Raw genomic sequence first — 20,703 nt, 5'->3', positions numbered from 1 at the left:
GCGGTGTGGCCCTCACCGCGAAGTGACGTACAACGGGGTCCGCTGTTCCCGGCCTTCAACGGCAGACTGGCATGTGCCCCCGGTGACTACTCGCGGGCCGAATCGCCGCACCATGCGGTTCGCCGGTTCCTCGACCGGTTGCCGGGAGGACCCAGCTCACCGGGGGCAGTCGGGAATCTCCTGCGAGGTGACGGGCACCGTGGGGACGGTGGTGCCGGACGGTTTCGGGGGGCAGAGGCGGACTACATCGGGGTCGCGTCCGGTGAGGTTGCCGGCGTTGTCGAAAATGATCGGGCCACCCGCACCCTGCACGAACTGGTCGGGTCCGGAGAAGCCGCTGATGGTGGTGTTGACCTGGCTGCGTTGCACGGGAGCGTTGGCGGGCAGTTGCTGGAGGGCGGCGTGGATCGTGGTCAGCGCGTCGTAGGCGTTGACGGCCCAGCCGTCGCCGACATGGTCCTTGTCGAAACCCGCGTCGATGAACGCCTGCTCGAACCGCGCCCAGTTGTCGGTGCCGTCGTCCGTGCCGCGCGCGCCCGCGACCAGAGTGAACAGGACCCGGATCCGGCCCTCGGCGAAGCTGCGCGAACCGAGGCCGTCGAGCCGGAGTTCCTCGAGTGCCGCGTCGACTTCGGCGGTGCGCAGGCGGTTGCCGTCGGAGGTGCTGACCACCGTGATCGACTTCGCCGCGCACTGGCCGCTGGCGTACGCCTCGTCCAGGCTGGACAGCAGTCTGCCGAGGTCGCGGCCGCGGGCGATGTAGGCGATCCGCACGTCCTGGTTAAGGGCGCAGACCCGGCGGGCGGTTTGGAGTACGGTACTCGGCTCCTCGGTGTCGAATTTGACTTCGATGAGACCGCCGTCATACCGGCGCTGCAATAGCGGCAGCGCGGTGCAGGTGTAGGGGTCGGAGCCGCCGACCGGCACCATGATGAAATCCGGGCGGGGCACCACTGCGCCGATCCGCTCGATCTGGACCGCGACCCGGAATCCGACGCGGTAGTAGTAGTCCTTGCCGATGCCGCCCGCGTAGGAGCGGTCGCATCGCTCGAAATCCGGGCGGTCGGCGCGCGAGCCGTTCTGGTCGAAACCCTCCGCCGTGACCACATCGGAGACCATCGGAATCTTCGCCGCCGCCAGCAGATTCGCGATCTCGGCGGTGCTCTCGTGGCTCAGTCCGATCCCGGCGACGGCGACCACCTCGTCGCGCTCGGCCAGTTCCCGCGCCACCGCGATCGGGTCCCCGTCGTCGTCGTAGTCGCCGACCTCACCCACCAGCAGACGGATCGGATGCAGGCAGCCGGTGTCGTTGGCGCGGCGCTGGCCCGCGGCCATACCTTCCAGTTCGTGCACGGCGCGACTGCCTGCCAGCTCGTCCGACATGGTGAGCAGCACACCGACGGTCACCGGCTTCCCGCCCGCGCAGTGCTTCTCGGCCGACTTGTTCTGCTCATCGATCACCCCCATCACATGCGTGAACGCGTCGAGGCCGAAAGCGTAGGGTCCGTCGGACAATCCGACGCACCGGTCGCCCACCTGCCATGCCTCGGTGCTCGGCCCGCCCTCGTTGCAGGTGAACAGCCGGTGCCGCCAATCACGGGTGAGATAGCCCGCGCTCGCGCCTGCCACGAGCAGCACCACGAGCGCGATCCGTACCCAGTCGGTCCACGAATGCGGCGCCGGACGAGTGTGTTTGGGGACGATCCCCAGCCAGAACCGGGATGCCACGATGAAACTCCTTCTGCCGGAACGTCAGTGGTATCGCTGGGCGCGAGCGCGATACCGCGCGGCGCGCAGCAGGAACGGGTCGCCGCCGACGGCCGTGTTCGCCAGGCGCTCGTAACTGCGCGCGGCCCGCATGCACAGGGTCGCTTCCACGTCCTCGGACACCGCGCGCAGATCGGCGTCGACCGTCGGCACGACGGCGATGAGCATCGCGATGTCGTCGGCGGGTGTGGGCCTGTCGCGGCCGTCATCGATGAGGTCGCGGTCGCGATCGCGCGGGTCGGGGGTGGCGACGATAGCGTCGAACATCGCGAGCCAGCGCACGTCCTCGAGCCTCGGCAACTCGTCGGCGAGTGCGGTGACGACAGCGCCGCGGCCGTTCAACAGCCTCTCGTAGTAGAGCCTGCCGGTGCGGTCGTCCGCGGAGACGGCGGCGAGCAGCTCGCCGAACACCCTTTCCCAGCCGAGCAGCGGGTCGTTTCGCACGGCCAGCAGACGTAGGCCGAGCAGCCGCACCAATGACGGGAGCCGCGCGGCGTCCTCCCGGCCGGTCCACAGGGTGCGCGAGGTGAGCAGCGGGGACTCGGCCGCGATATCGGTGTGCAGCCGGGTGACGACGGCGCGCGCCGCGCCTCGGTCGCGGGCAGCCGAGGCGGTGATAATGGCGCTGGTCAGTAGGTCAGGTGCTTCGCGGTGCGGGGTCAGCGCCCGGACGAAGACGCGCAGCAGATGTTCTTCGACGGACTTCCCGCGCTCGGGGCCGGGGCGGCGCAGTAGTTCGTCGAACCGCGTCCGCACCGTGCTGTCGTCGCGCAACTCACCCAGCAGGTAGGACGTCGTCGCCGGATGGCCGTGGGTGAGGCGGTGGATCTCGGCGCCGAGGCCGATGTATTCGATCGGGTCGACGGCCTTGGCCATGATGCCGACATCGGATTCGGGCAGGTCGGCAAGCCGTACCGTCAGCCACGGCGCGGTGACCTCGGTCACGCGCGCGGGGTTGACCGGCTCGGTCCACTCCTCGGGCGCGCCGATCTGGCCCGCGAGTTCGGTGATCAGCGTGCCGGAACTGGTGGTGATCACGGTCAGCGGATCGGTCGGCCCCCGGCCGGTGGCGGCCAGCGCGCGGCGCACCCGCAGCAGGGAGCCGGTGAACGACACCGTCGCGGGCGCGTCGCCGTCATCGAGCAGAACAAGGACATTCGAGGTGCGCCCCGCGACCTTCGCGGCGCTGTGGCGCAGGTCCGCGAGCAGTGCGCCGATCAGTACGTCGTCGACGCCCTGCCGCACGGCGCGGTCGGGGCTGCGCGACTTGAGGCTCAGTTCGATCAGTACCCGCTCGGGGTCGGCGTGCAACTGCTGGTCCTGGTGGCCGAACCACGGCACCGCCGGTCCCCAAGTGAGGCGGTTGACCAGGCGCCCTTGGGAGAGGCGGTGGATGACGATGTCGGCGGCGCGGTCCAGGACCGCCGAGGCGATGTCGTCGGGTACCTGGAAGTTGGCCGCCTGCGTGCCGCCAAGGGCGGCCAGGGTGCGGATGAACTCGAACAGCACGGTGCGGTTCCTGTGGCGGTTCAGCAGAGTTCGCAACTGCACGCGTTGCGTACCGTCGGCGGCGCCGTCGAAGTCGGCGCTGATGGCGATCTGCGCGACCAGGACCCGGGGAAAGGCGATCGTGTAGCCGGGAATGCCCTGGCTGAGCCCGAGCAGGATCGAGGCGAGCAGCGGTCGCGCCGGATCGTCGTCGTCAACGGGACGTTCCAGGGGATGGATCAGCACGGTCGGGGTGCTGCGCCGCCAGGTGCCGCGCAAGCGTTCCCACACCGTGGTCGGCGGCGGCCACCACGTGGCCAGCGCCCGCTCCAGGATCGACGTCCGGCCCGAGCCGCCGCAACCCTCCAGCACCAGAACGGGTTTCACCGGAACGTCGGTATCGTCGACCGGCACCTCGACCAAACGGTCGATGAGCTCGAGAACATCGGTGCGCCCCACGAACACCAGGCCACTCTCCCCTCGTACGGGCGCCAAGAGTAGCAATGGGCGAGCGGCCGCGACAACGCTTGGAATACAAGTGACACACTGTTATTCGGGTGTTCACGCCTCCGGTCTCGGTGGCCGCCGGCTTACCGCTGCCGCGCGGTGTCACTCGTCCAGCGTTCGGCGCCGCACACCCGATGCGCGAGTGAAGTTCGAGCCGACCCGAGTTGAGCGCGGGGGTGCCAGTATGGGCTGCATGACTCAGGTCCCGGAAAACCTTGCGGCTTCCGCCGATTCCGTCCAGGCAAACGACTACGACAGCTTCGCCGAGGCGTACGCGGCCGAGAACGAGACCAGCCTCTACAACGCGTACTACGAACAGCCCGCGATGCTCGGACTCGCCGGTGACGTGGCAGGCAGGCGGATTCTCGACGCCGGATGCGGCTCGGGCCCGACCTCCGCGGCATTGCGCGATCGTGGAGCGATTGTTACCGGCATCGACTCGAGTGCCAGGATGCTGGAGCTGGCTCGACGGCGACTCGGTGCCGACGTGGATCTGCGGGTCGCCGACCTGGCAGAGCCCTTGCCCTTCGCCGATGGAGTGTTCGACGACGTCGTCGCATCCTTGGTGCTGCACTATCTGAAAGACTGGGGACCGACGCTCAGCGAGCTGCGGCGGGTGCTGACCTCCGGCGGACGATTGCTCGTCTCGGTCGATCATCCCTTCGTGGCCTACGGTTTTCAGCAGCTGGCCGGGCGCAGTCCGAACTATTTCGATACCTACGACTGGACCTTCGACTGGACGTTGGGCGGCCGGCCTGTCCCGATGAGGTTCTGGGTCCGGCCGTTGCACGCGATGACCGACGCATTCACCGCGGCGGGCTTTCGGATCTCCGTCATCAGCGAGCCGCAGCCGGTGCCGGTCGCGAGTGAGCTGTTCCCCGAGCAGTATCGCGCCCTCACCACCGGTCCCAGCTTCTTGTTCTTCGTCCTCGAGGCCGTGTGACCGTGGGGGCTTCGGGCACCGGCGTCATCGTGGCAGAGGTTCGTGTCGGTGCGCGCGTCGGTAGGTCGAGCCGTTCTCGGGTTGGTCGTCGACGTCGGTGAGGGTGAAGTAGTTCTCCTCTTCCTGAAGGAAGTGCAATCGCAGCAGGGTATGCAAACCGTAGAGGCAGGCGAGTAGGTCATCGATCTGCTCGTCTGCTATAGCGCCCGCGGTGTGGGCGCGGTCGAGGTGGGCGCCGATGCGGGTGGTGAGCCGTTGGATCTCGGCGTGGGCGCGGCTCATCGTGGCGGTGGCCTCGGTGCTGCCGAGTGGGCCGACCAGTGCGGGATAGAGCAGGGTTTCCTCGGCAAGTTCGTGGGGTAGCAGATCGGTAACCAAGAAGTGGTGGGCGTCCTCGACCGCCGCCAATGCCGCGGGATCGTTGGCGGTGGCGAGCCGGTCGGCGGCGGTGCGCAACAGCGTGAGCATCTCACGCAGGGTCTCGTGCTCGTCCGCGAAGCGGTGCAGCAATTGTTCTGTCGCCGCGGCCACTTCGGTGCGAGCGGCCGGATTGCCGCGCAGCGCGCGCAGGGCGTTGAGGATCACCGCCATGTCGATGCCCTCTTGCAGCAGCGCCCCGGCGGCGGGCGGGAGCAGTCCGGCAGCGGCCACGACCATCGCCAGCAACGACAATCCCATCCCGACGACAGCGCTTTGCACGGCTATACGGCGTGACCAGCGGGCGGTGTCCATGGCGTCGGCGAGCCGGTCGAGCCGGTCGGTGGTGAGCACGATGTCGGCGGCCTCCGAAGAAGCGGTGGACCCGCGTGCGCCCATCGCCACACCGACGGTCGCGGCGGCCAAGGCGGGAGCGTCGTTGACGCCGTCGCCGACCATGACCGTCACCGCGCGCTCGCGCTCGCGACGGACGGCGGCGACCTTGTCGGCGGGACTCTGCCCGGCATACACCTCGTCGAGACCGAGCACGGCGGCGACCTCGCGGGCCGGTTCGAGTCGATCACCGGTCAGCATCACCAGTCGGTTCAACCCCGCCTCGCGCAGCCTTCGTATCGTGCGCGGCGCGTGGCGCCGCAGCGGATCGCGCAGCAGGACCGCCCCGACGAGTTCCTCGTCGACGACGATCCACGCGATCGCCGCGGAGTCCAGCCGCGCTCGGCTGTCCACCGCGCGCGCCCACTCGGATCCGGTCGCCGTGTCCGGGAGTTTGCCCACCTGGACGTGGCGGCCGTCGACGGAGCCGGAAATCCCGCGACCAGGCTGTTCGACCACAGCGGTGGGCAGTGTGAGCGCCGAGTCGCGGGCCAGCGCCTCGGTGACGATCGCCTCGGCCAGCACGTGCGGCGACAACTGATCCACCGACGCGGCCAGCCGCAACGCCTCGGCGGCGTCCTGGCCGGGCGCGGCGATCACCTCGACCACGGCGGGTCTGCCCGCGGTGAGAGTGCCGGTCTTGTCCATGACGAGAGTCGTCGCGTGACCGAGGTTCTCCAGCGCGCCGCCGCTGCGGATGACGACCCCCAGACGGGAGGCCCGCGACAGCCCCGACACGATCGCCACCGGGGCAGCCAGCAAAAGCGGACACGGGGTGGCCACCACCAGCACCGCGACCGCGCGCACCAGCGAACCGCTCAACAACCACGCCCCTCCCGCCACCAGCAGCGTCAAGGGCAGAAACCAGGCCGCGTACCTGTCGGCCAACCGCACCACGGGCGCGTTCTCCGCGCCGGCTTCCTGAGCCAGCCGCACGATTCCGGCGTAGGTGCTCTCGGCCGCGGTCGCGGTCGCGCGAATTTCGAAGGAGGTTCCCGCGTTGACGACACCGCTGCGCACAAGTTCCCCGATACCGCGCTCGACCTGCAACGGCTCTCCGGTGAGGACCGACTCGTCCAAGACGGCCACCGCGTCGAGAACCCGCCCGTCGACCGGCACCACCTCACCGGGTGCCACCACCAGCACATCATCGACGGCGACCTCGTCCAATGCGATCACGCTCACCTCGGCGCCGATACGGCGGCGAGCCGAGCGCGGCGCGTGCTCGAGCAAGGCACGCAGATCGCGCGACGCGCGTCGCTCGGCCGCCGCGTCCAGTGCGCGACCGGTCGCCAACATCACCGCGATCAGCGCACCGGCGAGGTACTCGTGCACCAGTAACGTGCCCACCAGCGACAACACCGCGATCAAATCCACCCCGGCCCTACCCCGCAGCAACGCGGCGACCATCCACCACACGGCGGGCACGACCGCCGCCGCCGTCGCCGCGATCCAGCAGACCTCTGCCGCCCCGTGCAGCCCGAACGGCCACATGATCAGTCCAAGCAGCAACGCGAATACAGTCACCGCGACGAGCGCGGGCTCCACCCATCCGGCGACCCGTTTCGACCACCGCCCGATCATCGAATTCGTGCCGACCACACCCGCTCCTTCCCGAACCAGCCCCTGCCGACGAGCGGATTCAACACCCCAGAAAACCCGATCCGGGCATCTCGGGACAGGGCCGCAATTCCCGAACCCGGATGCCATTCGCCCCGGCAATACCAGTGGGCGCACGTACTGCATGACCGGCTGCGCGCCTTGTCGGCAGCCGGACCGCCGGAGGTCGGCGGGCGATCAGCATGCGTTCGATGTGCCCTCCGATGGAGGGAACCCTCGGCTGTGCTGGTCAATCGCAGGGATTGCCCACACTTGAATCCGTGGAATGAGGTTTGCCGATCGTGTTGTGCCACAACGTGAGCACGCATCGGGCCAAGCGCCGGTGAAGGAGTGGGCGCAGGACGTCGGCGTTGCGAACGCGCGGGCCGAGCGGGAATGCTGACGATTTCGCGGCGCAGTTCGGAAGTTCCACGGCCGGTGCGGGGTGACGCAACTGATCGACGACCTCCCGTGCTGGGATGGGGTGAATAGCGTCCAGTGCCGCCGAGGCTAACCCTATGTCGATGGTCGCACGATCAGTTCTAGATAGTGTCGCCTCATGTCGGCGAGAATCGCTTTGCAATCGACTCGGCAGGACTACGGCGCCACATCGGCGCCGGATCTGGTCAATCGTACGTTGACTGCGGTTGACCCGGGCCGGTTGTGGGTGGCGATGCGATGCGGATTCCCACCTGGCTTACTCCCACCCGTCCTCGGCCGAATCGCTGTCGGCGGCGTCCGCTTGCCCCGACTCTCGTTCGCCGCCCCGCCGTGGGTCCACGACCGTCGGTGTCGTCCATTGCGTGCGCCAACTCGTCCATGCCGCGGCGGCCGCCCGTTCGGCAACCATCCGACTCCATTCCCACACGTCGCCCCCTCGTCCGTCACTCCAGGAGTCAACTCGTCTCGGCCGCGGCCGGGCAACCGTCGCGGGTGTCCCGATCTGTCCCACTTACGGTCGGCCGCGCGAACGAAAACTCACGCCCGGTGCATGTTTCGTGGGCCTTTCCTCGCGACCGGGTGTCGCGATCTCGTGGTTGGCGCACGAGACGCATTCCGGCCGAGGTGATTTGTGGAACAATTCGGCGAAGGTTCGATGTCACCTGATTGGGGGATCCGATGGCGCGTCGTGTGGTGCTGTCGTTCGCGGCGATGGCGTTCGCGATTCTCGCGGGCTCGCTGACAGGCTGCGGCGGCGGTGACTCGCAGCCCGATCCGGCGCGCTTCACGACAACGGCCGACGCGGACACCGGAGTGCGGGTGATTCCGTCGACGGCGCCGATCTCGTCGGGCCGCACCCGCACGGGAGCGGGAATCAACTCGACGCCGCCCACGACGACGACCACCACCACCACGACCCCGCCCGTCAGATCCTCGAGCAGATGACGGGGACTTCTTCGAACCGACCGGGTTCGGCGGGATTTCGGCTCGCGTTGTCGGGCGTGGGAGCCATCGCCTCGCAGGCGGTGGTAGTCACCGCGGTGCTGTACTACTTCGGGCTGATCTACACCCGAACCTGGTACGCGCACTTCGGAGTCGACGCGGGCATGCTCGGCTATACCACCCCCGACTACGTGCTGCGTAGCGTCGGCGGCGCCTACTGGCCCGCGGTGATGGCTCTGCTCGGGGTACTCGCGCTGTTCGGTTTGCGCGGAGTGCCTCTCGCCGTCGCCGTACGCCTGCGCCGACCACGTCGAGTCCTGCGTGTCTGGGCCGCGACGGTTCTGGTCACCGGGGCGCTGCTCGAGGGTGCGGTCGCGGCCGGGATCGTCCTGCGCGACGGCCTTCCCTCGGTGATGAGCTTGTACCTGCCGGTCATGCTGGTGATCGGCGTCGCGCTCATTGGTTACGCGATCGCGCTTCGCACCGCGTACCCTTCCCTGCTCGGTATTCGCGCGCGATCGGCCTCCGCCACGAGGGCCATGTGGTTTCCGATCATGGTTCTGCTGGTACTCGGATTTCTCGGCACCCTGTGGGGTGTCGGCTCCTATGCCGAGCACCGCGGCGCGCGAGATGCCGAAACCATGGAGGCCGACTCGTTCAGTGCCCGACCGGTGGTTCTGCTGCTGAGCGTGGACCGGCTCGGAATCGAAGGCGGCGGTTCCCGAGTCGACGAGATCACTGTCCCGGGCGAGAAATATCGCTACGTGTACAGCGGGCTTCTCCTGTTCGCCCGCACACCCGATCGGTATTTCCTTGTTCCGCACCAATGGAAAGCCAAACGCGACCGCGTCTTCGTCGTGGGCGTCAGCGATTCGATTCGCATCGATCTCGCCGAGCACCCCTGACGGATTCTCCGTCCGCCCGCACCGTTGCCGCCCTCCGATCATGTCGGGTCCGTGCGAATCGGTTCGCCGGCTTCCACCGTGCGGTCGGTGCCGCCCGGGGATCACGCGCCCGCGCACGGGTCAGCGCATCGCGACCAGTTTGAGCGGGGTGTCGAGAAGTGCGTCGACGGCCTCGTCCCAGGTCGCGGTGACCGTGGTGACGACGGAGGGATCGAAGGCGCCCGCGGCGACGAGGTCGAGGACGTGCGGAATGGCCGGGCGCGCGTGGGCACGGCCGGTGTGGAAGGTGCAGCAGCGTGAATACATCTGGAACAGCGGCAGTTCCACGTCGCGTAGTTGCACGCTGACGCTGGTGCACCAGCCGTCACCCGCGGTGGCGGCGACCGCCGCGCGCAGTGCCTTCGCCCCGCCCGCGGCCTCCACCGTGATGGGAAAGCGCCCGACCCTGGTATCGGGCGAACCCTCGACCGCCTCGACGCCCAGCTTCTGCGCGATCTCGAGCCGCTCGGGTGAATCATCCAGGTAGACAACGCGTTCCGAGCCGAGCGCGGCGGCGAGTCCGGCGGCGTAGAGGCCGATGGACTTGGCCGCCTGCCCACCGAGCACCAGCACCTCCGCACCCGGATCGGCCGCGAGTTGCGGTGCGACGGAACGGTAGGCGTCCGGAATATTGTCGCTGGCGCTGGCGACGACGGCCGGGTCGATCCCCGCGGGCACCGGGACGAGCATGGCGTCGGCGTGCGGGATCAGGGTCAGATCGGCCCATAGCCCGCCCCAGTCGAGACCTCCGATGGAACCGAGTCCGAAGCTCGACAGCGGCGGATGGCTCGCGCAGTTGGCGGTGCGCCCGCGCGCACAGGATGCGCAGACGCCGCAGGAGATCTGGAACGGCACGATGACCCGGTCGCCGACCGAGACCGTGCGTACGTCCTCGCCGATCGCGACGACCTCGGCCACACCCTCGTGTCCGAACGGGTAGGGGCCAGGCAGCGGGAACGTTCCGCGCAGCACCGCGGGATCGATATCGCAGGTGGCCAGGGCAACCGGGCGGACCAGCGCTTGGCCGGGGGTGGTGATGACGGGTTCGTCGGCTTCCTCCCAGGCGAGTGCGCCCGGTCCGGTCAGCATCAATCGCTTCATGCCCTCAGTCTCGCTAGAACGTTCTTTCTAGTCAAGGGGCTTCGATCTCGGACAGGGTGAGTCGCAGCAGTCGTTCCATCCCGTCGGCCACGGTGCGCAGCGGGGCGTCGGACTGCCGCACCCGCGCCAGGATCGTGGCCCCCTCGTAGGCCGCGACCACCGTCGTCGCGAGTTCCAGCGCTCGCGACGACGGCACACCGAGTTCGGTCAACAATCCCGCGAAGGCTCGTTCCATCATTTCGAATGCCGCCACGCAGGCCCCGCGAACCGCCTCGACATCGCTGCCGCCGTCGAGTGCGGGAGTGCCAACCGGACAACCTTCGGTGAAATCCGATCCGGTCAGCTTGGCGGCCATGAACTCGAACATGGTCGAGGTCGTCGCGAATACGTCCCGGGGAGCCTGCGCGATCAACCGACCCGACAGCACGCCGGTGCCGGTGATGGCGGCGATGGCGATCTCCTCCTTCCCGCCGGGGAAGTGGTGGTAGATCGAGCCGTATGGCAGACCCGCCGCCTCGCTCAACTTCTTGAGACCGAATCCGTGATATCCGTGTCGGGCCAGCAGACCCGCCGCCGCCACCTCGATCCGTCGCCGTGATTGCGAAACCATGCACTCGATTCTCGTCCTCTAGGGTTTCGGCACGGCCATACGGGATCTACGATTCGGCTGTGCCGAGAATGTTGGCGATCGCGGCTGCCGCGGCCATCCTGCTTACGGTCGCCTGCGGGCCCTCCGGGGCGGATGCCGCCGACGACGAATCACGCACCCTCGATCACGGCGGGACGCAACGCCGCTACTTGATCCACCATCCCGAGAACCGCACGGGCGCCGCGGTGCCCGCGGTACTGGTCTTCCACGGCGGCGGTGGCACCGCCCGGAATCTGGCCGACCGCAGCGGATTCGACCGACTCTCCGACACGGGCGGTTTCGTCGCGGTGTATCCGGAGGGCATCGACCGCTCCTGGAACGACGGGCGCGGCGGCGACACAGCCGCGGGCGCGGCGGGCGTCGACGACATCGGATTCGTCTCGGCGCTCATCGACCGGTTGATCGCCACCGACAATGTCGATCCGGCCCGGATCTACGTGACCGGAATGTCCAACGGCGCCATGTTCACCCAGTATCTCGGCTGTCATCTCGGCGCCAGGATCGCCGCGATCGCGCCGGTCGCCGGACTGCTGCCGGTCGCGGCGCAACCGCTGTGCGCGCCGGGCCGTCCGATGCCGGTACTCCAGATCCATGGCACCGGCGACCCGATCACGCCCTACGACGGCGGCTTCGTGCGCACCAGTTCGGGGCACAACGGCCGCCCCGGCACCACGCCCATGCTGTCGGTGCAAGCCGACCAAGCGGTGTGGCGGGCCGCGAACAACTGCGCCGCGCCGGTGACCACCGCGCTGCCGCCGGTCGCCGACGACGGCACCTCGGTCACGGTCCGTACGGCGGCCTGCCCGGGCAATGCCGAGGTCGTCCTCTACACGGTCACCAATGGCGGACACACCTGGCCGGGTGGCGACCAGTATCTGCCGGAGGCCCTGATCGGCAAGGTCAGCAGGCAATTCGACGCCTCGGAAGTCATCTGGCGATTCTTCGCCGCCCACTGACCGCCGGAATCGGCGACTGATTCCATTCGGCAGGTCCTCGTGACGGCGCGGACCGCCGCCGAAGTACGGGCGGGTACCTGGGCTGTGCCGGGCCGGGGAAGTATGCGACACTGGTTTGCCGCCGGGTTTGGTAAGGCTTGGTTTAGTGGGATCGGAGTGCGTGTGATAGAGCGTGCGTCGGCCTCCGATGCGCCGTCGGTGGCCGCACAATTGTTCGGCAGCGGGCTCATCGGAGTGCGGGAAGGGCTGGAGACCGGGATCGTGGTCATGATCCTGGTCGCTTTCCTGGTGAAGTCGCAGCGCCGTGACGCGTTGAAGTGGGTCGCGGCGGGTGTCGGTGCCGCCGTGGCGATGGTGGCGGCGGTGTTCGCGGCCATCCACTACGGCACCTCGACGGTGACCGGTGTCGCGGCCGAGCTGATCGCCGGACTGGCCTCGCTGGCCGCGGTGGTGATCGTGACGTGGATGGTGCTGTGGATGCGCACGGCGTCGCGGTCGATCTCCGGCGAGTTGAAGGCGGGGCTGACCCGGGCGCTCGATATCGGTCCGCTGGCGGTGCTGAGCCTGTCTTTCCTGGCCGTGGGGCGCGAGGGTGTGGAAACCGCGCTGCTCATGGTCGGGTACGCGGAGAACGCTTCGGGGAGTCAGTGGCCGCTGATCGGCCTGTTGGGCGGAATCGCGGTTGCCGCGGCGCTGACCGTGGCGATGTATTTCGGTGCGGTGCGCGTCGATTTCTCGGTCTTCTTCCGCTACACGGGCGTGCTGTTGATCGTGGTGGCGGCAGGCATCCTGGCCTACGGCATCAGGGCTTTGCAGACCGCGGACTGGCTGCCCGGCCTGTCACGCCACGCGTTCGACATCTCGTCGTGGTTCTCGATGTCGAGTTGGTACGGCACCGTCGCACAGGGCATCTTCAACTTCCGCGCCGACCCGACCGTGCTTCAGGCGACCGCCTGGGCCGTATACGTCGTGGTGGTGCTGACGCTGTTCCTCCGTCCCGTCGCCGCGCGATCGGCCAAGGGAAATCCAGCGTCGACGAATATCGCGTCGGCGTCGTAGTCATCGAAAGGTCCACTGTCCGTGCGTACTCCACTTGTCCCGTTAGCCGCAGCGGTGTCGCTGCCGTTGGCGCTGATGGCATGTACCAGCAAATCCGAGGCGACCGGTGAGATCGCGGTGACCGCCGACGACTCCACCTGCACGGTCGCCGCCGATTCGGCCGAGACCGGTACGGTGACCTTCCGTATCACCAACAACGGCACCAAGGTCACCGAGTTCTACTTCTACGGTGGCGGCGATCGGGTCCTCGGGGAGATCGAGAACATCGGACCGGGCCTCACCCGCCAGTTGATCGTGTCCGTGCCCGATCCCGGCACGTACCAGACCGCGTGCAAACCGGGCATGGTCGGTGACGGTATCCGCCACGATTTCACCGTCTCCGGTCAGGCGCGCACGCGTGACGAGTCCGGCAAGCTCGCCGAGGCGGGCGCGGGCTATAAGCGGTATCTGGTGAGTCAGGTGACCGCGTTGCAGGAGACCGCGAAGACGTTCGTCTCGTCGATCAAGTCCGGGGATGTCGAGTCGGCGAAGAAGCAGTACCCGATGACCCGTACCTATTACGAACGCATCGAACCGGTGGCCGAGAGCTTCCCCGACAACCTGGATCCGCGGCTGGATCTCCGTGAGGCCGACCTCGCCCCTGGCGACGCCTGGACCGGGTTCCACCGCTTGGAGAAGGACCTGTGGGTCCAGGGTTTGCAGCCGGACACCAACCGCATCGCCGATCAACTGCTCGCCGATATCGCGGAATTGGTGACAGGGGTGAGCGCCGCGGATTACACGGTGGACCCGGTGCAGATGGCCGGTGGCGCGCAGACGTTGTTGGACGAGATCGCGCGCACGAAGATCACCGGTGAGGAGGACATCTTCTCGCATACCGATCTGTGGGATTTCCAGGCCAATGTGGATGGTTCGCAGGCGGCGATCGCGAGTCTGCGTCCGATTCTGGATGAACGCAATGCCGATCTCGGGACCCAGATCGACCGGCGCTTCGCCGAACTCGACACCGAATTGGCGAAATACCGGCAGGGTGACGGGCATGTCGCGTACGACACCGTCACCGCGGATCAGCGGGTCGCGTTGTCGCGTCGTATCGACGCGTTGTCGGCCGTCGTGAGTCAGGTGCAGGGCGTTGTCGCAGGAGCGTAATGATTCCGACCGTTCGGTCCGTGGCGGCATCTCGCGACGCGGACTGATCGGGTCGGCCGGAGTAGGTGTCGTGGCGGCGGGCGCGGGTGTGCTCGCCGGACGGGTGACGGCGAACGCGGCCGCCGTGTCGCAGGTGGTGCCCTTCCGCGCGGACCATCAAGCGGGCATACTCACCCCGGTTCAGGATCGGCTGCACTTCGCGGCCTTCGACGTGCACACCGAATCCCGCGCCGAACTGGTCGAGTTGTTGAGGACGTGGACCGCGATGGCCGAACGCATGACCGCGGGGCACGAGGCGGTCGCCGACGGTGCGATCGGTGCGGGTGCGTACACACCGCCGACCGATACCGGTGAGGCACTGGACCTTTCGCCGTCGCGGTTGACGTTGACGATCGGTTTCGGGCCATCGCTGTTCACCACGGCGGACGGTCGTGACCGGTTCGGGATCGCGGCCCGCAAACCCACCGCCCTGGCCGATCTGCCGAAATTCACCGGCGACGCGCTCGAACCCGCGCGCAGCGGCGGCGATATCGCCATCCAAGCCTGCGCCGACGATCCGCAGGTGGCGGTGCACGCGGTTCGCAACCTGGCCCGGGTCGGGTTCGGGGCGGTGTCGGTGCGCTGGTCCCAACTCGGATTCGGCCGCACCTCTTCCACCTCCACGAGTCAGGTCACACCGCGGAATCTGCTCGGGTTCAAGGACGGAACGCGCAATATCAAAGCCGAGGACCGCTCGGCGGTCGACGAATTCGTGTGGGTCGCACCGGGGGACGACCAGCCGTGGATGGCGGGTGGGTCCTATCTGGTGACCCGCCGTATTCGGATGCTCATCGAACCATGGGACCGCACCACCCTGCACGAACAGGAGCGGGTGATCGGACGGGCCAAGGGCAGCGGCGCTCCGCTGGGCGGGCGCGACGAATTCGACGATCTCGACCTGCAATCCGCGGGGCCGTCCGGTCCGCTGGTCGACCGTGACGCGCATGTGCGGCTCGCCTCGCGCGAGGAACTCGGCGGTGTCCAGATCCTGCGCCGCGGCTACAACTTCACCGATGGTTCCGACGGATTCGGCCATCTGGACGCGGGTCTGTTCTTCATCGCCTACTGCCGCAATCCGCAGACCCAGTTCGTGCCCATGCAAACCAACCTCGCCCGCAACGACGCACTCAACGAATACATCAAACACGTCGGATCGGCGGTGTTCGCGGTGCCGCCGGGGTTGCGGCAGCAGGACTTCTGGGGTTCGACGCTGTTCGCGGACTGACCGCGCCGCTCATTCGTGCGGGGGCTCGCCGGTGATCATGTGATCGGCGTGCGCGAGCCCCTCGCGGACGAGCCGGGTGACATGGCCGCCGTGCAGGCGGTAGATGATCCGGCGACCCTCGCGGCGGGTGTCGACCAGACCGGTGAAGCGCAACTTGGCCAGATGCTGGCTCACTGCCGTGCGCGAGGCGCCGCAGGCGTCCACGAGCGCGGTCACGTCGGCTTCGCCGTGGGTCAGCAGCCACAGGATGTGCAGGCGGGTGGGGTCGGCGAGCATCTGGAACATGCCGGTCGCCGCGTCCAGGTGCGCCGGATCGGGGGAGACACGGTGGGTGAGGCTGGCCGCGGTGGGCGCGGACTCGTCGGCGCGCTGGGCCATGTTCGACACCACTTTCCTCGGGCCGTCGTCACGGTCACGCGACGGTGTCGTCATCGAACCGCGATGGCCGCCGCGGCTGGTCGGTGCGCGGGCCACAGCCGCGCGGCGGTCAGTGCGGCCAGTGTAGCCAACCCGGTGAGGGTCGCCGTGGCGACCGGGTGACCGATATGCGCGCCTATCCATCCGGCAATGGGGTAGGTGATCAGGAAACAGGCGTGCGAGAGCGAGAACTGGGCGGTGAACACCGCGCGCCGCTCGGATTCGTCGGTGGCCTCGCGCAGCAGGCGCGCCGAAGGGGTGTTGATCATCGACGTGCCCGCGCCGAGTGCCGTCCACGTCAGTCCGAGCACCACCCGGCTCGTCGCCGGTGCGGGAGCGACGGCCAGCAGCGCGGTGGTCGCTGTCAAGGCCGATGGGACGACCGCGCATCCGGCGAGCAGCAGGCTCCGGTCGGAGACCATCGTCAGCAGATGCGGCACCAGGAGGGCGACCAGCATCGATCCCGCGCCGAAACAGCCGAGGGCCGCCGCCACCCCGATATCGGCGGCGCCGAGCAGATCATGCACGTAGACGACGGTATTCACCAACACCGGCGCGGTGCCCGCCGCGACCACGAGATTCATCGCGAGCAGCGCGCGCAACTCCGGTCGCGCGGTCATCGCCTTGGCGCCCGCCAGAATCCGGTCGGTGAGCGCCCCTGAGCTCGGCGACGGGACGGCGGGCAGCGGTGTCGCGGTGACCAGCAGCGCCGAGCCAAGGAATCCGGCGACGGTGCCGAGGAAGAGTCCGTGATAGCTGATCACGGTGAGCAGCACCGCCGCGGCCAGCGGTGATAGCACGGCCTCCAGGTCGTAGGCCAGGCGCGACAGCGATAGTGCGCGGGTGTAGCGGTCCCGCTCGGGCAGCAGCGAGGGGATCACCGACTGGAAGGCGGGGGTGAAGGTGGCCGAGGCGGCCTGGAGCACGAAGACGAGCGCGTATATCTGCCAGGCGTGCCCGACGAACGGCAGCGCGAGCGCGACGCAGGCGCGCACGGCGTCGGCGGTGATCAGCACCGCGCGGCGCGGGACTCGGTCGGTGACCGCCGCGACCACCGGCGCCACCGCGACATAGGCGACCATCTTGATCGCCAGCGCCGTCCCCAGGACCACGCCAGCGTCCGCGCCCGCCAGGTCGTAGGCCAGCAGGCCCAGTGCGACGGTCAGCAGACCGGTCCCGAGCAGTGCCACCACCTGAGCGGTGAACAATCGTCGGAATTCCCGTTGCCTCAGCACCTCGAGCACGACCCGAACTCCTCACCTCGACGGCCCGGCTCGACTATACACTTTATGTGCGCACGTGTGCACATAAAGTAACCCTCCGGCGGGCCGGGGTGGGCGCGAAAGCCTGCGCGGTGGGGGCTCTTCGTGTTTGAATGCGGCGCGGCAGTGCGGAATTCGGGTGGGAACGATGGATGTCGAACTGATCTTGGAGGGGTTCACCCATCGGTCTCTGTTACGCCAGGCGCCCGCGGTCATCGTCCACCCCGCGTTCTTCGTGGCGCACCGCATTCGGCCGTGGACCATTGCCACGCTCGAGTTCGGGAAGAAGCGGCGTCGAGCCTGGCTGGTTCCGGCGTCGGCGGATCTGCTCTGCGCGTGGGAGCGGGTGAGTTGGTCTGGCAGCGTGTGGATTTCCATCGGACTCGCCGAGCGGATGGGGATCGAACCCGCCGATACCGGCGTCGAGGTGCGGCTGTGCGTCGAGGCCGCCACGGCGCGGGTGCAGCCCGCGCGCATCGACAACTTCCTCGAGACCGACCAGATAGTCTTGGATGCCGCGGCCAGGAAGCGGATGACGCGCCGGGTGCTGTTGGTGTCGGAATCGCGGACGATGATCGTGCGTCCGGTGGGGCGTCGTCGGTCGCGGCGGCAGGCCGTCGGTCGTATCCGGCTGAACTTCCACGCGAGGATGCTGCTCGGGATCGTGCCGGGGGCGGTCACCGATCGGCAATACGTCCAGATGTCGCCGTATCGACCGGTCGGTGCACCGGTGTCGATCCGCCGGATGATACGTCGGGCGGTGGCCGCGGTTCCGCGGCTGCCGCTGCTGGTGCTCGAGTACGTGGCGCGGGCACTGCTCGGTGCGCCGCGGGTGGCGCTGGCCATCGAGGAATCCGGCACGAGCGACGACCCGCACGGGCTCGCCAGAATTCCCAAGGATGCCTTGGACCTGCTCGGAATCGAAAGCGGTGACAAGGTTTTCGTGTACTGGGGCAGGCGAAGGGTGCTGGTTCGCGCATGCAGCTACGACAAGGAGGCGTCGGACCATCTGCCGGACACGCGCATCATCGACTGGACGCCGACGGCTCGAAGCGCGCGCGTGGAATTCGCCAGCCGCATCGCGCTACCCGCCAAATTCCGCACCCGTTTGGGAGCGCCGCGCAACGGCGTCGTCGTCCTGCGGCGCTCGCTGAATTCCCGATTACGGCGCAAACTCATCGCACTGACCATTCCGGTGCTGGCCGTCACGCTGAGTATACTGAAACTCGATCTCGACCCCGTGATCGCGGCCGGAATTGTCGCGGCGGTATTGTTCTGCACGCTCATCGGCGAAAGGATGAGTTCCCCGTCGTGGCGTGCGTGGCCGTAGTCTTGTAATATTCCGCATTATGGATCGACGCACGGCGGATCTCGAACATCGCGCCATATTCGAGGAATGGTCGCGGCTGCGGGGGAAGGTCGCCAGAAGTCTGGAACGCGCGGCTGCGCTCGCGGATGCGCTGGAACTGGAGAAGAAACTGCGGTCGGTGGCCGTGCTCGGCGTTGTCGGGTCGAAAGGAAAAGGAACAGCCGCGATCTATGCGTCCGCGACGGCGGCCGCGGGCGGGCATACGGTGGGGACGATAACGAGTCCGGGGGTCACCGACAATATCGACCGGGTGCGCATCGACGGCAGAATTCTCGATCCGGTGGTATACCGGGAAATGCTGGAGACGGTACTGGCGGCGCGCCGGAAATTGCCGAGGGCGCGGCCGGACACCGGATATCTGTCGCCAAGCGGGCTGTACCTGCTCGCCGGTCTGCGCACCCTGGTCGACCGGGGCTGCGACGTCGTGGTGGCGGAGGCGGGCATCGGCGGCAAGAGCGATGAGCTGTCGCTGCTCGACCTGGACGCGGTCCTGCTCACGCAGGTGTTCTCCGAGCACACCGAAGTACTCGGCCCCACGCTGATCGATATCGCGCGCGACAAACTCGGCGTCGTCTCGGCACGGACGAAATGCGTGATCAGCCTGCCGCAGGTCGAGGTCGTGCGTCGGGAGGTCGAGACGGCGGTCGCGCGGGTCGACGCGGAATTGATCTGGATCGATCCGGGCGCCGACAGCGATTCCTTCGACTTCTATCCGCCGGGATTCAGCCGCCGCAACGCGGTGGCGGGCGTGCGCGCCGGGGTGGAGCTGTGCTCGATCATCGACGGTCAGGAAATCGATCGCACCGTACTGGAACGAACGCTGAAGACCGTGAACTATCCGGGGCGATTGTCCGAGCACACCTACGGTGACGCCACGGTGATCATCGATTCGGCGATCTCACGGGACGGCCTGGTGTCCGCGCTGATCTTCGCGCGGTCGCGTTTCGGGAAGATTCCGGACAAAATCCTGGTCTCGGTGCCGAGCAACAAGGATTTCGACGGTTTCGTCCACGAACTCGGCGGTGTCGAGGCCGCGAGATATTTCGTGAACATGCGTGGGTCGCATCTGCCGTATCCCGACCGCACCGAGTGGCCGTGGGAGTGGATCGATGACGACGCGCTGCCCGAGGTGCTGCGAACGGGCACCGTCCTCGTGGTCGGCACCGTCACCTATTCGGGCGCGGTACTGCGCATCATCGGCGCCGACACCGCCGAGGTCTTCACCCCGCGGCGGTAGGCGGGGTCCGGCAGTCGGCGAACTTGCGGATACTGCTCGCGAGGCGGCGCAGGAAGTCCGCGGACCGCTGTGGATGGTCTGCGGGATCGCGCACCCGCAGTGCCATTTCGACCTGGATCGCGTCGGCGGGCGTGCGCGTCTGCACGTGGGAGGTCACGGTGTAGTGCGGCGCCGCCGAGAACGGTTCATTGAGGGAGACCTCGTAGGGGCGGAGGCTGTCGACCAGCCATTCGGCGAATTCGCCGGTGTCGGCGGCGGGTTCGGGGCCCAAACCGACGCATACGTCGACCCCGTGCGCGTTCGACATGCCGTGCAGGTCGATCACCAAGGTCTCGGGCGTGCACAGGCGATCCAGCGCCTGCCGGAAGGGGTCGTCGCGTTCGTCCCAGGTGGTCCAGTCCGGGATGGGGCCGGTGGGGATGATCGCCGTGGCGTCGAGGCCGAGGTGCAGGAGTTCGGCGCAGGCTCCGGTCCAGCGATCGGCGGGTTTCTTGCGCCCGTCACGGAAATGGTGCAGCGCGTGCGGTGCGGTGACAATAATGTCCCTCGAACCATTCAGGACGTCTATCGCGGACGGCGATTGCGCACCGTAGTAATTGTTCGCCCGGTACTTCTGCTCGCGATCCTCCCACGAGTACGCGAGCTCTTCGTCGTCAATCGCGAATAGATCGATCATTCGGACATCGTATCATCTTATCGCCGCGAGCGAGTTGTCGCGATTTATCTATTGTTGCCGAGTAATTGTTTCGCGAATTCACGCGAAATGGTGATTCTATTCCGCGGAGCGAAAATTGCAGCG

The 20,703-nt window shown here is 67.9% G+C and carries 18 protein-coding genes; 8 read left to right on the top strand and 10 right to left on the bottom strand.

Going from position 1 to position 20,703, the window contains the following annotated elements; genetic code table 11:
• Positions 1–156 precede the first annotated feature (156 nt).
• On the bottom strand, positions 157–1,728 hold the full coding sequence (locus APZ21_RS18660; protein WP_054814603.1) for an ABC transporter substrate-binding protein: 1,572 nt from the start codon (positions 1,726–1,728) through the stop codon (positions 157–159).
• 24 nt (positions 1,729–1,752) lie between these two features.
• Positions 1,753–3,720, bottom strand: a complete 1,968-nt coding sequence (locus APZ21_RS18655; RefSeq protein ID WP_054814602.1) for a hypothetical protein — start codon at positions 3,718–3,720, stop codon at positions 1,753–1,755.
• 235 nt (positions 3,721–3,955) lie between these two features.
• On the opposite strand from APZ21_RS18655, the gene APZ21_RS18650 reads away from it, so the two are divergent.
• A complete protein-coding gene (locus tag APZ21_RS18650) occupies positions 3,956–4,705 on the top strand; it encodes a class I SAM-dependent methyltransferase (RefSeq protein WP_204249115.1) in 750 nt (249 codons plus the stop codon).
• Positions 4,706–4,729: 24 nt separating this feature from the next.
• Here the strand turns inward: APZ21_RS18650 and APZ21_RS18645 are convergent, their stop codons facing one another.
• The 3 genes from APZ21_RS18645 to APZ21_RS35160 form a co-directional block, all read right to left on the bottom strand.
• A complete protein-coding gene (locus APZ21_RS18645) occupies positions 4,730–7,099 on the bottom strand; it encodes a heavy metal translocating P-type ATPase (protein WP_054814657.1) in 2,370 nt (789 codons plus the stop codon).
• Between the two features lie 712 nt (positions 7,100–7,811).
• Positions 7,812–7,964 carry a hypothetical protein gene (locus APZ21_RS34160; protein WP_156371174.1) on the bottom strand — a complete coding sequence of 51 codons (153 nt, stop codon included), beginning with the start codon at positions 7,962–7,964 and terminating at the stop codon, positions 7,812–7,814.
• Between the two features lie 46 nt (positions 7,965–8,010).
• A complete protein-coding gene (locus tag APZ21_RS35160) occupies positions 8,011–8,469 on the bottom strand; it encodes a hypothetical protein (RefSeq protein WP_156371173.1) in 459 nt (152 codons plus the stop codon).
• A gap of 27 nt (positions 8,470–8,496) precedes the next feature.
• Between APZ21_RS35160 and APZ21_RS18635 the strand changes: the two genes are divergently transcribed.
• Positions 8,497–9,402 carry a hypothetical protein gene (locus tag APZ21_RS18635; RefSeq protein WP_156371172.1) on the top strand — a complete coding sequence of 302 codons (906 nt, stop codon included), beginning with the start codon at positions 8,497–8,499 and terminating at the stop codon, positions 9,400–9,402.
• Positions 9,403–9,522: 120 nt separating this feature from the next.
• Here the strand turns inward: APZ21_RS18635 and APZ21_RS18630 are convergent, their stop codons facing one another.
• Positions 9,523–10,542, bottom strand: coding sequence for a zinc-dependent alcohol dehydrogenase (locus APZ21_RS18630; RefSeq protein WP_054814598.1), 1,020 nt, complete (start codon positions 10,540–10,542; stop codon positions 9,523–9,525).
• Between the two features lie 31 nt (positions 10,543–10,573).
• Entirely contained in the window at positions 10,574–11,152 is a 579-nt protein-coding gene (locus APZ21_RS18625) for a TetR/AcrR family transcriptional regulator (RefSeq protein ID WP_054814597.1), read from the bottom strand.
• Between the two features lie 68 nt (positions 11,153–11,220).
• On the opposite strand from APZ21_RS18625, the gene APZ21_RS18620 reads away from it, so the two are divergent.
• The 4 genes from APZ21_RS18620 to efeB all read left to right on the top strand — a co-directional run bounded on the left by APZ21_RS18620 (position 11,221) and on the right by efeB (position 15,619).
• Positions 11,221–12,147 carry an extracellular catalytic domain type 1 short-chain-length polyhydroxyalkanoate depolymerase gene (locus APZ21_RS18620; protein ID WP_054814596.1) on the top strand — a complete coding sequence of 309 codons (927 nt, stop codon included), beginning with the start codon at positions 11,221–11,223 and terminating at the stop codon, positions 12,145–12,147.
• 165 nt (positions 12,148–12,312) lie between these two features.
• Positions 12,313–13,206, top strand: coding sequence for an iron uptake transporter permease EfeU (gene efeU / locus APZ21_RS18615; RefSeq protein WP_054814656.1), 894 nt, complete (start codon positions 12,313–12,315; stop codon positions 13,204–13,206).
• 75 nt (positions 13,207–13,281) lie between these two features.
• Complete coding sequence (gene efeO, locus APZ21_RS18610) at positions 13,282–14,355, top strand: iron uptake system protein EfeO (RefSeq protein ID WP_082393256.1); 1,074 nt, start codon at positions 13,282–13,284, stop codon at positions 14,353–14,355.
• On the top strand, positions 14,339–15,619 hold the full coding sequence (gene efeB / locus APZ21_RS18605) for an iron uptake transporter deferrochelatase/peroxidase subunit (RefSeq protein ID WP_054814594.1): 1,281 nt from the start codon (positions 14,339–14,341) through the stop codon (positions 15,617–15,619). Before efeO ends, efeB begins: the two co-directional genes overlap by 17 nt.
• Positions 15,620–15,628: 9 nt before the next feature.
• On the opposite strand, the gene APZ21_RS18600 is transcribed toward efeB, so the two are convergent.
• Together APZ21_RS18600 and APZ21_RS18595 are read right to left on the bottom strand one after the other, a co-directional pair.
• Positions 15,629–15,997 carry an ArsR/SmtB family transcription factor gene (locus APZ21_RS18600; RefSeq protein WP_054814593.1) on the bottom strand — a complete coding sequence of 123 codons (369 nt, stop codon included), beginning with the start codon at positions 15,995–15,997 and terminating at the stop codon, positions 15,629–15,631.
• Positions 15,998–16,047: 50 nt separating this feature from the next.
• Positions 16,048–17,280: an MFS transporter gene (locus APZ21_RS18595; protein WP_054814592.1), complete on the bottom strand. Its 1,233-nt coding sequence runs from the start codon at positions 17,278–17,280 to the stop codon at positions 16,048–16,050.
• Between the two features lie 166 nt (positions 17,281–17,446).
• Here APZ21_RS18595 and APZ21_RS18590 point away from each other — a divergent pair, with 166 nt between their 5' ends.
• Entirely contained in the window at positions 17,447–18,628 is a 1,182-nt protein-coding gene (locus tag APZ21_RS18590; RefSeq protein WP_054814591.1) for a hypothetical protein, read from the top strand.
• A gap of 19 nt (positions 18,629–18,647) precedes the next feature.
• On the top strand, positions 18,648–19,904 hold the full coding sequence (locus APZ21_RS18585; protein WP_054814590.1) for a folylpolyglutamate synthase/dihydrofolate synthase family protein: 1,257 nt from the start codon (positions 18,648–18,650) through the stop codon (positions 19,902–19,904).
• Here APZ21_RS18585 and APZ21_RS18580 read toward each other — a convergent pair.
• On the bottom strand, positions 19,888–20,580 hold the full coding sequence (locus tag APZ21_RS18580; protein ID WP_054814589.1) for an N-formylglutamate amidohydrolase: 693 nt from the start codon (positions 20,578–20,580) through the stop codon (positions 19,888–19,890). The two genes, APZ21_RS18585 and APZ21_RS18580, sit on opposite strands and share 17 nt — an antisense overlap.
• Between the last annotated feature and the right edge of the window lie 123 nt (positions 20,581–20,703).

This window comes from Nocardia arizonensis (assembly GCF_001310275.1).
In the GTDB taxonomy this organism is placed as follows: Bacteria; Actinomycetota; Actinomycetes; order Mycobacteriales; family Mycobacteriaceae; genus Nocardia; species Nocardia arizonensis.
Note: the sequence above shows the minus strand (reverse complement) of the source record. Positions and strands in the feature narration are given on the sequence as shown.